Annotated in this window: 19 protein-coding genes; 17 read left to right on the top strand and 2 right to left on the bottom strand. The window is 68.3% G+C overall.

The annotated features are described in order from the left end of the window. Nucleotides 1-51: 51 nt before the first annotated feature. Entirely contained in the window at nt 52-864 is an 813-nt protein-coding gene (locus tag HHL11_RS10565; protein ID WP_240980051.1) for an aldo/keto reductase, read from the bottom strand. A gap of 64 nt (nt 865-928) precedes the next feature. Between HHL11_RS10565 and HHL11_RS10560 the strand changes: the two genes are divergently transcribed. Together HHL11_RS10560 and HHL11_RS10555 are read left to right on the top strand one after the other, a co-directional pair. Then, nucleotides 929-1,486, top strand: coding sequence for a cytochrome b (locus tag HHL11_RS10560; protein WP_169418341.1), 558 nt, complete (start codon nt 929-931; stop codon nt 1,484-1,486). 185 nt (nt 1,487-1,671) lie between these two features. Further along, nucleotides 1,672-1,902: a DUF2630 family protein gene (locus tag HHL11_RS10555; RefSeq protein ID WP_169418340.1), complete on the top strand. Its 231-nt coding sequence runs from the start codon at nt 1,672-1,674 to the stop codon at nt 1,900-1,902. A gap of 1 nt (nt 1,903) precedes the next feature. Here the strand turns inward: HHL11_RS10555 and HHL11_RS10550 are convergent, their stop codons facing one another. Then, entirely contained in the window at nt 1,904-3,010 is a 1,107-nt protein-coding gene (locus HHL11_RS10550; RefSeq protein ID WP_281068655.1) for a 3-deoxy-7-phosphoheptulonate synthase, read from the bottom strand. Between the two features lie 29 nt (nt 3,011-3,039). Here HHL11_RS10550 and HHL11_RS10545 point away from each other — a divergent pair, with 29 nt between their 5' ends. The 15 genes from HHL11_RS10545 (at nt 3,040) to HHL11_RS10475 (ending at nt 11,352) form a co-directional block, all read left to right on the top strand. Then, nucleotides 3,040-3,852, top strand: coding sequence for an alpha/beta fold hydrolase (locus tag HHL11_RS10545; RefSeq protein WP_169418339.1), 813 nt, complete (start codon nt 3,040-3,042; stop codon nt 3,850-3,852). A 10-nt stretch (nt 3,853-3,862) separates the two neighbouring features. Continuing rightward, a complete protein-coding gene (locus HHL11_RS10540) occupies nt 3,863-5,065 on the top strand; it encodes an MFS transporter (protein WP_425355190.1) in 1,203 nt (400 codons plus the stop codon). A gap of 197 nt (nt 5,066-5,262) precedes the next feature. Beyond that, the gene (locus HHL11_RS10535) at nt 5,263-5,535 is read left to right on the top strand and encodes a hypothetical protein (RefSeq protein ID WP_169418338.1); all 273 of its coding nucleotides are present in this window, start codon (nt 5,263-5,265) and stop codon (nt 5,533-5,535) included. A 43-nt stretch (nt 5,536-5,578) separates the two neighbouring features. Beyond that, nucleotides 5,579-5,989, top strand: a complete 411-nt coding sequence (locus HHL11_RS10530; protein ID WP_169418337.1) for a hypothetical protein — start codon at nt 5,579-5,581, stop codon at nt 5,987-5,989. Next, nucleotides 5,986-6,531, top strand: a complete 546-nt coding sequence (locus HHL11_RS10525) for a DUF4166 domain-containing protein (RefSeq protein ID WP_169418336.1) — start codon at nt 5,986-5,988, stop codon at nt 6,529-6,531. Before HHL11_RS10530 ends, HHL11_RS10525 begins: the two co-directional genes overlap by 4 nt. Beyond that, entirely contained in the window at nt 6,528-6,917 is a 390-nt protein-coding gene (locus HHL11_RS10520; RefSeq protein WP_169419995.1) for a DCC1-like thiol-disulfide oxidoreductase family protein, read from the top strand. The genes HHL11_RS10525 and HHL11_RS10520 overlap by 4 nt, the downstream gene beginning before the upstream one ends. A gap of 19 nt (nt 6,918-6,936) precedes the next feature. After that, entirely contained in the window at nt 6,937-7,374 is a 438-nt protein-coding gene (locus tag HHL11_RS10515; RefSeq protein WP_169418335.1) for a hypothetical protein, read from the top strand. Continuing rightward, nucleotides 7,371-8,381 carry a formylglycine-generating enzyme family protein gene (locus HHL11_RS10510; RefSeq protein WP_169418334.1) on the top strand — a complete coding sequence of 337 codons (1,011 nt, stop codon included), beginning with the start codon at nt 7,371-7,373 and terminating at the stop codon, nt 8,379-8,381. The genes HHL11_RS10515 and HHL11_RS10510 overlap by 4 nt, the downstream gene beginning before the upstream one ends. A 35-nt stretch (nt 8,382-8,416) precedes the next feature. Continuing rightward, nucleotides 8,417-8,617 (top strand): hypothetical protein, encoded by a 201-nt coding sequence (locus HHL11_RS10505; protein WP_169418333.1) that lies wholly within the window; start codon nt 8,417-8,419, stop codon nt 8,615-8,617. A gap of 9 nt (nt 8,618-8,626) precedes the next feature. Then, entirely contained in the window at nt 8,627-8,917 is a 291-nt protein-coding gene (locus tag HHL11_RS10500; RefSeq protein ID WP_205964243.1) for a hypothetical protein, read from the top strand. Beyond that, a complete protein-coding gene (locus HHL11_RS10495) occupies nt 8,914-9,162 on the top strand; it encodes a hypothetical protein (RefSeq protein WP_169418332.1) in 249 nt (82 codons plus the stop codon). Before HHL11_RS10500 ends, HHL11_RS10495 begins: the two co-directional genes overlap by 4 nt. Nucleotides 9,163-9,179: 17 nt before the next feature. Next, nucleotides 9,180-9,734 (top strand): NAD(P)H-dependent oxidoreductase, encoded by a 555-nt coding sequence (locus tag HHL11_RS10490; protein WP_169418331.1) that lies wholly within the window; start codon nt 9,180-9,182, stop codon nt 9,732-9,734. Between the two features lie 103 nt (nt 9,735-9,837). Further along, complete coding sequence (locus tag HHL11_RS10485; protein WP_169418330.1) at nt 9,838-10,089, top strand: hypothetical protein; 252 nt, start codon at nt 9,838-9,840, stop codon at nt 10,087-10,089. A gap of 37 nt (nt 10,090-10,126) precedes the next feature. Then, nucleotides 10,127-10,498 (top strand): hypothetical protein, encoded by a 372-nt coding sequence (locus HHL11_RS10480; RefSeq protein WP_169418329.1) that lies wholly within the window; start codon nt 10,127-10,129, stop codon nt 10,496-10,498. A 65-nt stretch (nt 10,499-10,563) separates the two neighbouring features. Next, nucleotides 10,564-11,352, top strand: a complete 789-nt coding sequence (locus HHL11_RS10475) for an SDR family oxidoreductase (RefSeq protein WP_169418328.1) — start codon at nt 10,564-10,566, stop codon at nt 11,350-11,352. Nucleotide 11,353 lies beyond the last annotated feature (1 nt).

Here is an 11,353-nt window from a genome sequence, read left to right as displayed (position 1 = left end):
CAACCCGCGGATGATACTGTTGCGCTTTGTATCCGATTCGTAAAGCCACTTTCAGGGCAGCTTCTTGTCCTTCCAATAGGACATCTCCGGGATCACCCCCTCCCCCGCCGCCGCGTTCTGCGCCATGTGCTCCGGACTGCCGCTGCCCGGGATCGCGCAGGTCACCGCCGGATGCCCCAGCACGAACTTCAGCAACACCTGGCTCCAGCTCTTGCAGCCGATTTCCTCCGCCCAGGAAGGCAGCGGCTTGTCGCGCAGCCGGCGCATCATGCGGCCGCCGCCGAAGGGCATGTTCACCAGCACCGCCACGCCGCGCTCGGCGGCCAGCGGCAGCAGGCGCCGGGCCGCGCCCTGGTCTTCCAGTGAATAGTTGACCTGCAGGAAATCCAGCGCCTCGCCGCGCAGGACCTCTTCCACGTCCGCATAAGCAGATGACGTGTAGTGGGTGATGCCCAGGTAGCGGATGCGCCCGGCCGCCTTCCACTGCCGCAGGCTCGCCAGCTGGTTTTGCCAGTCCAGCAGGTTGTGCACCTGCAGCAAGTCGATGCTGTCCGCGCCCAGCAACTGAAGCGAGTTCTCCATCTGCCGGATGCCCGCGGCGCGGCCGCTGGTCCAGACCTTGGTGGCGAGGAAGGCACGCTCGCGCTGGCCCAGACGCGCCAGCACCTGGCCGACCGCCGCCTCCGCCTTGCCGTACATGGGCGAGCTGTCGATGACGCTGCCGCCCGCGTCGAAGAGGGCTTGCACCACGCCCGGCAGCCGATCGAACCCGGCCGTGCCCGGGGCGCGGTCGAAGCCGACGTAGGTGCCGCAGCCGATGACGGGCAGCGCTTCTCCGGTGGAAGGGATGACGCGGGTCAGCATTCGCTTACTCCTGGTGCGGCGAATGTTGACACACGCGGCGCATCGGATGCATACGATGGACGGCATGGCACCCCGGCAAGAACCCGTCTCCTGGCGCTACTCCACGCCAGCCATCGTCCTGCACTGGGTGCTGGCCGCCCTCATCGTCTTCATGGCCAGCCTGGGCTGGTGGATGATGACCATCGAGCGCGAGCCGCAAGGCCCTTACTGGTTCGGCATCCACCGCTCCGTCGGCCTCATCGTGTTCACGCTGGTGGTGCTGCGCCTGCTCTGGCGCGCTTTCCACAAGCCGGCGCCGCTGCCCTCGGACATGCCTGCGTGGCAGGTGAAGGTATCGCACTGGACGCACTGGCTGCTGTACCTGTGGATGCTGCTGCTGCCGCTGACCGGCATCATCGGAAGCGAGTACTCGCGCGCCGGCCTCGCCTTCTTCGGCATCCCTTTGCCCGCCGGCGTGACGCCCGACCGCGCGACCGCCCAGCAGTTCTTCGAGATCCACTCGACGCTGGTGTGGCTGCTGGTGATCCTGGTGGTGCTGCACGTGCTGGCCGCGCTGAAGCACCTGCTGGTGAACCATGACGCCGTCTTCCGCCGGATGTGGCCCAGGCGGGCGTCCCGATGACGATGTCACGGAACTGCCTTTTTCGTTGGCACCTTGTCCGGCGCAAGCACTGGCGCGGCTTTGCCGCGATTCACCCACGGTTTTCCACAGGCTTCTCCACCGCGCCTGTGGGAATCGTCTGACTTGTTCCCCTTCAAACGGGGGGTTACGATCCGCTGTTCCGTTCCGCAACGCAGGAGCCCGCCATGAGTGACAAGACGATCCTGGAACACATCACGGCGCTGGTGGACGAAGAACACCACCTGCGCAAGCCCGGCAGCCCGCACCAGAACGACGCGCGGCTGAAGCAGGTGCAGGAGGAGCTCGATCAATGCTGGGACCTGCTGCGGCAGCGGCGGGCCCGGCGGGAGTTCGGGGACAACCCGGATGCGGCGACCCCACGGGACGTGGGGACCGTCGAGAACTACGAGGGTTGATTCAAGCGCCGCGGCGCTGGCGTGAAGCACGCGCCAACTTGCGCAGCACGTCTTCCGTCTGCGCCCAGTCGATGCACGCGTCGGTGATCGACACGCCCGGCTTCAGCGCCACGCCCGGCTTCAGGTCCTGCCGCCCCGCGTGGAGGTGGCTTTCGATCATCAGGCCCAGGACGCGCTGCTCGCCGCCGGCGACCTGCTGCGCCAGGTCCGCGGCCACTTCCACCTGCTTCTGGTAGTCCTTGCGCGAGTTGGCGTGCGAGCAGTCGACCATGACGCGCTCCAGCACGCCGGACTTGCGCAGGATGGCGCACGCGGAATCGACATCCTTGGCGGAGTAGTTCGGCCCGTTGCTGCCGCCGCGCAGGATGATGTGGCAGTCCTCGTTGCCCGCGGTCTCGAACACCGCCGCCACGCCCATCTTCGTCATGCCCATGAAGGCATGCGGCGCGCCGCTGGCCACCAGCGCGTCTGCGGCCATCTGCACGCCGCCATCCGTGCCGTTCTTGAAGCCGATCGGGCAGCTGAGGCCCGAGGCGAGTTGCCGGTGGCTGGGGCTCTCCGTGGTGCGCGCGCCGATGGCGCCCCAGCTGATCAGGTCCGAGACGTACTGCGGGCTGAGCAGGTCCAGGAACTCGGTGCCCGCCGGCAGGCCCAGCTGCGCGATCTCCAGCAGCAGCTCGCGCGCACGCCGCAGGCCTTCGTTGATACGGAAGCTGCCGTCGAGGCGCGGGTCGTTGATGAAGCCCTTCCAGCCGACCGTCGTGCGCGGCTTCTCGAAATAGACGCGCATCACCAGCAGCAGGTCGTCCTGCAACTCGCCCGCCAAGGCGTGCAGCCGGTGCGCATAGTCCATCGCCTGCGCGTAGTCGTGGATGGAACACGGCCCCACCACGACGAGCAGCCGCGGATCCTGCCCATGCACCACCTGGGCCACCGCCGTGCGCGCACGCTCGATGAAGGCCTGCACGGCGTCGTCGGCCGGGTGCTCGTACTGCAGCAGCGCGGGGGAAATGAGAGCGCGGACGTCGCGGATGCGGACGTCGTCGAGCCGCGTGGACTGCGGCATTTCTTCCTGGCCCTCTGGGGCCACCGGGTGGCTTGGATTCATCACGCGAGCGTAACGCATACACTTTCCCCATGGAGCAAGAAGGCGTGGCGCAGATCGATTGGGCCGGGCGGCCCGTGCGCATCGAATACCAATGGGTGGGCAGCGGTGGGCGCGATGCGCCCGTCATCGTCTTCCTGCACGAAGGGCTGGGCTCGGTCGCGATGTGGCGCGACTTTCCGGCGAAGCTTTGCGAAGCGGCCGGTGCGCGCGGCCTGGTCTACTCGCGGCCCGGCTATGGGCGCTCCACGCCGCGTTTGCCTGAAGAGAAGTGGCGGCCGGACTTCATGCACCGGCAAGCGCGCGAGGTGTTGCCCGCGCTGCTGCAGTCGTTGGGCATCGACCCTGCGCGCGACGAGCTCTGGCTGTTCGGCCACAGCGACGGCGGCTCCATCGCGCTGCTGTACGCCGCGATGTTTCCGACGGCGCTGCAAGGTGCCATCGTGCTGGCGCCGCACATCCTGGTGGAAGACGTGTCGGTCACCAGCATCGAACAGGCGCGTGTTGCCTACGAGACCACGGACCTGAAGCAGCGTCTGGCGCGTTACCACGACGACGTGGACTCCGCCTTCCGCGGCTGGAACGACATCTGGCTGGATCCGGCTTTCCGCGCGTGGTCCATCGAGGACGAGATCGCGGCGATCCGCTGCCCCGTGCTGGCCGTACAAGGCCTGGACGACGAATATGGGACACTCGAGCAGATCCGCGGCATCGCGCGGCGCGTGCCTGGCACGCAGCTGCTGGAGCTGCCGGACTGCGGCCACTCGCCGCACAAGGACCAGCCGCAGGCGGTGATCGCCGCCGCCCGGGCCTTCCTGCTTGCCCATCGCGCCCGCGCGAACTGAAGTTCCTCTCGTGACTGCTACCACCTCTCCCGCGGCCGGCGCCGGCGGCATGCGCTCCGCCATCCTGCTGCTTTCCATCGGCGCCTTCTTCAGCGGCGCCGGCCTGCGCATCTGCGACGCGCTGATCCCGCGCCTGGCGCGCGATTTCGCCATCACGCCCGGCACGGCAGGCCGCGTGGTGCTGACCTTCGCGATCGCCTATGGCCTGTCGCAACTGGCCTTCGGGCCGCTGGGCGACCGCTACGGCAAAGCGCGGATGGTGACCGTCGCCCTCTTCGGCTGCGCCATCGGCGCGGCCGCCTGTGCGCTGGCGCCTGGCTTCAACGCATTGACTGGCTTGCGCATGGTGTGGGGCCTGGCCGCCGCGGGCGTTATGCCCTTGTCGATGGCCTGGATCGGCGACGCCGTGCCTTACGAACAGCGCCAGGGCATGCTGGCCCGCCTGCTGATGGGAACCCTGACCGGCATGATGGCCGGCCAGCTGGCGGGCGGCCTGTTCGCCGATTCGACGCTGGGGTGGCGCGGTGCGTTCGCGATGCTGGCGGTGGGCTACGGAGCGACGGCGGTGCTGTTGTTGCTGCGGCTGCGGCACATCGGCATGAACGCCGCGCCGCGCAGCGGCAGCGTGGGTTTCGTTGCGCAGCTGTCCACGGTGCTGCGTGAGCCTTGGGCGCTGCGCGTGCTGGCTGCGGTGTTCGCGGAAGGCGTTCTTCTGCTGGGGCCGATGGCGTATCTGCCCGCGTACCTGCATCAGCGCTATGGCCTGACACTTTCCGCCGCTTCCGGCCTGGTCGCGCTCTATGCGGTGGGTGGGCTGGTGTACGCGATGGCGGCGCGGCACATCGTGCAGCGCTGGGGCGAGCGGCGCATGGTGCTGGCCGGCGGCATCGTGATGGGCCTGGCCTGGCTGGCCTTGTACCTGTCGCCCTTGTTCTGGTTGGCTGGCCCCGCTGCCTTGTTCCTCGGCTTCGGGACCTACCTGTATCACAACACCCTGCAGACCAATGCGACGCAGATGGCGCCGACGGCCCGCGGGACGGCCGTGGCGATGTTCGCGTTCTGCTTCTTCTTCGGGCAGGCGATGGGCGTGAGCTGGGCGGGCTGGGCGTTCGACCAGTTCGGCGCCGCCCCCTTGCTGCTGATTCCGGCGGTGGGCTTGCCGCTGGCGGGGTGGTGGTTTGCGAGGGAGATGAGGAAGCGTGGGGTGAGTTGAAGGCTTCCGTGGCGCCTGCGCGTTGCGGGGCGGAGACGGACGGGGAGTGCGGCCGGATCCTGCGGTTGTCAGTTGGCGCGAGCGCGGCATATGCTGGCGACTTTGCGTCCGGCGCTTGTTGGCTTCGGGCGCGCTACGCATAACAGCCAGGCTGCACCATGGCGTACTGCCCCAAGTGCTCACACCCGCTGGATGCAATGAGCGCGAAGCATTGCCCAAACTGCGACGCCCCATTCATCGGCCCGTTCACGCGCCATCCCATGAATGTGGCGCGAGGCTCGCCTGCTTCTGGTGAATCGACAGATGCGAGCGATGACGATGCCGGAGAATTGACCGAAAAGCAGAAGATCGCTTTCGACAATTTCCGACGATGCGTCCTCGCCATACCGCTTCTGCTGGTCGCGGGTATCGGTGCGTTTCTTCTGCTCGTAGCAGGCATGATCGCTACTTCAAGGATGCCATTGAGGTGATATGCGGCCTGACCTGGCAATCACCTAGGCCACGAGATCGGCGATGCACACCACGTACTCCATTTCAGACGGCGGGCGAGCCGCTGCCGGCTATTCGGAGAGGTCGGACTGCGCGGTCCGTTCGCTCGCCCTGAGCACGGGCATGCCGTACGTGCGGGCGTACAAGATCTGTGAGGACGCCGGCCGCAGGCCGCGCAGAGCAATGCGTCCCGAGGCGGTCGACGCCGTCTATCTCCGCTACGCGTCAGCGCCATGGGCCTCGTTTCTCGATCGCCCTCCGACCAAGCGCCCCACGGTGGCGCAGCTGGCGCGCGAGTTGCGGAGCGGCCGCTACATCTTCAAGGTCCGGCACCACGTGTTCGCCGTCATCGATGGGACTTGCATGGATGTCTTTGCGAAGTTCGCCTCGCGACGACGCGTGGAAGGGTATTGGTCCATGGCGACCCTCGCATGACGCCGCCGTCCCTGTACCAGCAAGTCCTCGGCTCGGATTTCGCCCGGCTGCCTTCGCCCCTGCGGCACTTCCATGCCCTCGAGGGCGCGCATGTCCTGCAAGGGTGGGCCGAAGTCGCAGCGCCCGCTTCGCCAGTGGCGCGCCTGCTGGCCTGGTGCCTGGGCGCGCCGCTGAGCGCGCAACGCGGTCCCATCCGGTTCGAGCTGCGGGCAGACGCGATGGGGGAAACCTGGACGCGTTACTTTCCCGGCAAGAGGATGCAGTCGCGCCTGACCCACGCCGCCGGGCACGTCGTGGAGCGCCTGGGCTTCGCGCGCCTCTTCTTCACGCTGAAGGGCGGCGCCGAACTGCTGGAGATGAAGCTCGTGCGCCTGCGCTTCCTGGGGGTGCCTTGCCCGAGCTGGCTGCTGCCGGCCATCGTCGCGGAAGAGAGTGCAACGCCGGGCCAACTACACTTTCGCGTGCAGGCTTCGCTGCCCTGGATAGGCGTCGTCGCCAGCTATCGCGGATACCTGGAGTTGCCTGACGGGGGATGCCGGTGATCGTCGTCTTCGACGCCCAATGCCTGCTTTGCAGCCGATGGGTGAAGTTCCTTCTCAAGTTCGACCGCCACGGCGTGTTCCGCTTCGCGTCGATCCAGGGGCAGGCAGGCCAGGCGCTGCTGGCCCGGGCGGGACTGCGGGTCGACGGACTGCAGACGCTGCTGCTCGTCGACGGCAAGCGCACCTGGCAGCACACGGCGGCCATCCTGCGTGTGCTGCATGCGCTGGGCTGGCCGTGGCGCGCCGCATGGCTGGCATGGATCATCCCGGCGCCAGCCCGCGATGCGGCCTATCGCCTGCTGGCGCGCAACCGGTACTCGCTGTTCGGACGCTCCGACACTTGCCTGGTGCCGCCCGCGGATTATGCGAAGCGCTTCCTGGACTGACGCGCGCCCTCCCGGACTCATGCACAACCCCTACCAGCCAAGCGCCGCCTCCCTCGAAATCCAGCCGCCGGCGCCGAAGCCCGCCCCGGAATTCCCGTTCGCGATGGTGGTTCGCTGGATTGCCAGCACCCTCGTCATCGCCTACGGGATCCTGCGGCTGGTCAACCTGGCCAACGGTTGGAGCTGGCTCGCCGATCGCGCAGTCATCGACACCTTGTCGAATCCGTGGATCCGCCTGGCCGCGGAGTCCTGTGTCCTGCTGACCGGGCTCCTGCTCCTCCTGCGCTCCAAGTTCGTCTTCCTTCCCCTGGCGGGTCACATCGCCCTCATCCTGTGGTTCGTCTTCGGCTTCGGGCCGGTCGGGCGCCTGCCCGCGGCCGTCTTCATCGTGTGGGCCGTCCAATCGGCGCTTCTCGGGTTCTCGTTGTGGCTCCTCCTGAAGCAGCGCCTGCGATGACACCCACCGGAGCAGCGTGGAGGCGCGGCGGGTCGTTGCTCGCGTCCATCGCCTGCACGGCCCTCGCCGCCTGCGCGAGCCCTCCGCCGCTGGCCACCAACCGCCTCGGCATGGAGATGGCCCTCGTGCCGGCCGGCGAGTTCACGATGGGCAACGACGCCTCCGTGCAGGAGATGGCCAGGCTCTTCCCCGGCTACGAACTCGCGCGCCTGCAGGACCTGGCGGACGAAACGCCGGCCCACCGCGTGCGCATCACGCATGCCTTCTACATGGCGCGGCACGAAGTGACGGTGGGCCAGTTCCGCCGGTTCCTCGCGGCCTCGGGCTACGTGCCGGAGTCGGTGGCCGACGGCACCGGCGGCTACGGCTACAACGCCGCCTACGATCCGAGCACGACGAAGCGCGGCGACGCCTTCGAAGGCCGCGACCCGCGCTACTCCTGGCAGAACCCGGGCTTCGCGCAGACCGACGCGCATCCGGTGGTCAACGTGACGTGGAACGACGCCGTGGCCCTGGCTCGCTGGCTGAGCGCCACCGAGAAGCATCGCTACCGCCTGCCCACCGAAGCCGAGTGGGAATACGCGTGCCACGCCGGCACCCGCACGCAGTTCCACAGCGGCGACGCGCCGGCCTCACTGGCCGCGGTGGCCAACGTGTTCGACGCCGACGCCGCGGTGAACTGGCCGCAATGGCAGGCCTACGCCCTGCCTGCTCACGACGGCTTCGCCTTCACCGCACCGGTGGGCCAGTTCGCACCCAATGCCTTCGGTCTCTACGACATGCACGGCAACGCCTGGGAATGGACGGCGGACTGGCACGACGACACCTACTACGCCCGCTCGCCGCAGGACGACCCGCAGGGGCCGGCCGAAGGCCGCGTCAAGGTGCGCCGAGGCGGTTCGTGGCACACCTGGCCGCTCTATGCACGCTGCGCCTATCGCAACTGGAATTCGCCGGACACGCGCTATACCCTGGTGGGGATCCGGTTGGTGATGGAGGCGGAGTAATCCGCCATCATGCGGATAAATCCAGGAACCAAGCCATGGAATCCATCAAACTCCGCGTCGGCCGCCCGATCACGCCGGAGCAGTTCGAGGAACTCTCGGACGAGCAACTCGTGCGGCTGATCCCCAAGGCTTACCGGGAATTCTTTCCCGGCAAGGACTTCTGCGCCGACGGCCACTTCTACCTGCACGATGGGACGGCCTGGTGCTTCTATCGCGGCGGGTTCCTGGATGACTGACGGGAAAGCATGAAGTTTCGGCTCCGGCGCCCGCCCCTGCTCCGCCTCGCACTGCTCCTGGTCGTCATCGTGCCAGCGCTCGCCTGGGCCGTCGTCAAGCCGGTGCGCGTCATCGTTCCTGAATGGACCGGCGTCAGCTGCGTGAGCCCGACCCTCTGCCTCGACGACGTGGCCCGCCGGGCGGAAGCCGAAGCGCTCTACGCCGGAGCCATCGCCTTCGAGGGCTACCGCAGCGCCTTCTCCGACTGGTACCGAGCCGTCGGAAGAGAGAAACTGTGGGCCGAAGGAGGTCGGCTATGAGCGACAAGCCACCGTACTGGTTCCCCGTCAAGCGCTACGGCTGGGGCTGGGGCCTGCCCATCACCTGGCAGGGCTGGGTCGTGCTCGCCATCTTCGTGGGGCTGCTGATCGCCGGTGCGTTATGGCTGCTGCCCTCCTACGGCAAGCCCGCCTTCGTCGTTTACGTGCTCCTCCTTGTCGCCGCGTTCACGTTCGTCTGCTGGCTCAAAGGCGAGCCCCCGGGCTGGCATTGGGGCTCGAAGTGAGCGCGAGGGCGAAGCACGTGCACATTCTCGCCATCTCCGGCAGCCTTCGCGAAGCCTCCATCAACTCGGCGCTGTGCCGGGCAGCAGCGCGCCTTGCGCCTCCTGCGCTGCGCGTCAGCGTCTATGGCGGACTGGGCGGCCTCCCGCTGTTCAATCCGGACCTCGAAGCGGTCGCGCCTCCTGCCGTCCAGGCATTCCGCGCTGCCGTTGGCGAGGCGGATGCCCTGCTGATCGCCAGCCCCGAGTACGCCCATGGAATCTCGGGACCGATGAAGAACGCCCTCGACTGGCTGGTCGGTTTCGAAGGGACCGTCGGCAAGCCCATCGCACTCTTCAACACTTCGCCGCGCGCGCATCACGCGTACGAGTCCCTGCGGGAAGTCCTGCAGACGATGTCCACCGGCATCGTCGCCGGGGCGTCGCCTGCCATTCCCTTGCTGGGCGCATGCATCACGGAGCGCGCCATGCTCGAGTCTCCCGAAGTGAGCCGCGCGATTCGGTCGGCGCTCGAAGCCCTGGCCGTTCACGTCGCAGGCAGCGGCGCGTCGGGGCCGGTCTTTCCACTGGCGTAAGCGCCTCCTCCGATCTGGGGACGGACGATCACGCGCCGCTCATCGGGGCAGCACCACTCGGCCGCCTCCCCCGTCACAATCCGGCCATCCGCAAGGAGGCCCCATGCGCCAGTTCGCCCGTACCCCGAAGGAGTTCGTCCGCGCTGTCGTCACGGGCACCGCTCCGGTGCTCGCCGTCTCGGCAAGCATCCTCGTCATGCGGGCCGCCGACCTTTTCCCGCCGGAACTCGCCTGGGACGACTGGCCGGCCTGGACCATCCTGGGCGCGCTGGTGTTCACCTTCCACTCGCTGCTGACCGCCATCGCCGGACGGCCCGCGCGCCCGCCGGCGCCGGACGCAGTGGGTAAGACCTGAGTCCCCCACCGGGGCGTTCTGGCTACCATCGCGACCCGTGACGCTCCCCGGCCTGCCACCGCTGCCCGAGTTCTGGACGGCCTCCTTCGGCTTCTGGTTCTTCTTCGTGCCCGTGCACGTCGTGCTGTTCGGCGTGCTCGCGCGCCTGCGCGGGCTGCCTTCGGCACTGGGCATCAGCGCCGGCATGGCGGCCGGTTCGCTGCTCGCCGCCACGCTGCTGGAGGCGCTGTTCTCCTGGTTGTTCGGCCCGGCGGCCGGCGCTGGCGCTGGCCTCGCCGCGCAGGCCTTGCGCGACTTCGCACCCTGGCCCATCGGCTTCGCCATCGTCTGCTTCGCCGTCGCGGCGCGCACGCGCCATCAGGAGCGCGAGTTCGCGGAATTCGTGGAGTCGCTGAAGACGGGGCTTTGAGGCGCGGTGCGCAGCCAGGCTGCGCACCCTGCGCGCGGCGGGCGGCAAACTGCCAGAATCCCGCCATGGACCTGCAACTCAAAGACAAGCACGTGCTCATCACCGGTGGCAGCCGGGGCATCGGCCTGGCGTGCGCGCGCCAGTTCCTGCGCGAAGGCTGCAAGGTGACGCTGGTGGCACGCGACCCGCAGCGGCTGGAACAAGCGCGCATCGCGCTCGGCGCCGCGCCGGACGCCGTGGCCGGCTACAGCGCCGACCTCACCGATGCCGGCGCGTCGCAGCGCCTGGTGGAAGCGGTAGAGGCCGAGCGCGGACCCGTCGACATCCTGGTGAACTCCGCCGGCGCCGCCCGCCGCACGCCCTTCCATGAGTTGCAGCCGCAGGCCTGGCACGACGCGATGCAGGCCAAGTTCTTCACCTACATCCATGTGATGGATCCGCTGGTCAAGCGCATGGGGGCGCGCGGCCGCGGCGCCATCGTCAACGTCATTGGCATGGGCGGCAAGATGGCCACCACCACGCACCTGGCAGGTGGCGCGGCCAATGCGGCGCTGATGCTGGCGACGGCGGGCCTGGCCGCGGCCTGGGGACCGAAGGGCGTGCGCATCAATGCGGTCAACCCGTCGCTGACCTTGACCGACCGGCTCGAGGAAGGCCTGGCGGCGGAAGCACGCCTGAAGAACACCACGGCAGACGCGGTGTTGAAGGAGGCGGAAGCGAAGATGCCGCTGGGGCGGCTGGCGAAGCCGGAAGACATCGCGGACGCGGTGGCGTTCCTGGCGTCGCCGCGCGCGGGGTATGTGTCGGGCGCAATTCTCTCGATGGATGGGGCGCAGACGCCGATGGTGGTGTAGG

Source organism: Ramlibacter agri, assembly GCF_012927085.1.
Lineage (GTDB): Bacteria > Pseudomonadota > Gammaproteobacteria > Burkholderiales > Burkholderiaceae_C > Ramlibacter > Ramlibacter agri.
Note: the sequence above shows the minus strand (reverse complement) of the source record. Positions and strands in the feature narration are given on the sequence as shown.

Excerpts from the sequence above, each read along its gene's own strand:
- HHL11_RS10565 (WP_240980051.1), bottom strand. The coding sequence starts at position 864 with ATGCTGACCCGCGTCATCCCTTCCACCGGAGAAGCGCTGCCCGTCATC.
- HHL11_RS10560 (WP_169418341.1), top strand. The coding sequence starts at position 929 with ATGGCACCCCGGCAAGAACCCGTCTCCTGGCGCTACTCCACGCCAGCC.
- HHL11_RS10555 (WP_169418340.1), top strand. The coding sequence starts at position 1,672 with ATGAGTGACAAGACGATCCTGGAACACATCACGGCGCTGGTGGACGAA.
- HHL11_RS10550 (WP_281068655.1), bottom strand. The coding sequence starts at position 3,010 with ATGAATCCAAGCCACCCGGTGGCCCCAGAGGGCCAGGAAGAAATGCCG.
- HHL11_RS10545 (WP_169418339.1), top strand. The coding sequence starts at position 3,040 with ATGGAGCAAGAAGGCGTGGCGCAGATCGATTGGGCCGGGCGGCCCGTG.
- HHL11_RS10535 (WP_169418338.1), top strand. The coding sequence starts at position 5,263 with ATGAGCGCGAAGCATTGCCCAAACTGCGACGCCCCATTCATCGGCCCG.
- HHL11_RS10530 (WP_169418337.1), top strand. The coding sequence starts at position 5,579 with ATGCACACCACGTACTCCATTTCAGACGGCGGGCGAGCCGCTGCCGGC.
- HHL11_RS10525 (WP_169418336.1), top strand. The coding sequence starts at position 5,986 with ATGACGCCGCCGTCCCTGTACCAGCAAGTCCTCGGCTCGGATTTCGCC.
- HHL11_RS10515 (WP_169418335.1), top strand. The coding sequence starts at position 6,937 with ATGCACAACCCCTACCAGCCAAGCGCCGCCTCCCTCGAAATCCAGCCG.
- HHL11_RS10510 (WP_169418334.1), top strand. The coding sequence starts at position 7,371 with ATGACACCCACCGGAGCAGCGTGGAGGCGCGGCGGGTCGTTGCTCGCG.
- HHL11_RS10505 (WP_169418333.1), top strand. The coding sequence starts at position 8,417 with ATGGAATCCATCAAACTCCGCGTCGGCCGCCCGATCACGCCGGAGCAG.
- HHL11_RS10500 (WP_205964243.1), top strand. The coding sequence starts at position 8,627 with ATGAAGTTTCGGCTCCGGCGCCCGCCCCTGCTCCGCCTCGCACTGCTC.
- HHL11_RS10495 (WP_169418332.1), top strand. The coding sequence starts at position 8,914 with ATGAGCGACAAGCCACCGTACTGGTTCCCCGTCAAGCGCTACGGCTGG.
- HHL11_RS10485 (WP_169418330.1), top strand. The coding sequence starts at position 9,838 with ATGCGCCAGTTCGCCCGTACCCCGAAGGAGTTCGTCCGCGCTGTCGTC.
- HHL11_RS10475 (WP_169418328.1), top strand. The coding sequence starts at position 10,564 with ATGGACCTGCAACTCAAAGACAAGCACGTGCTCATCACCGGTGGCAGC.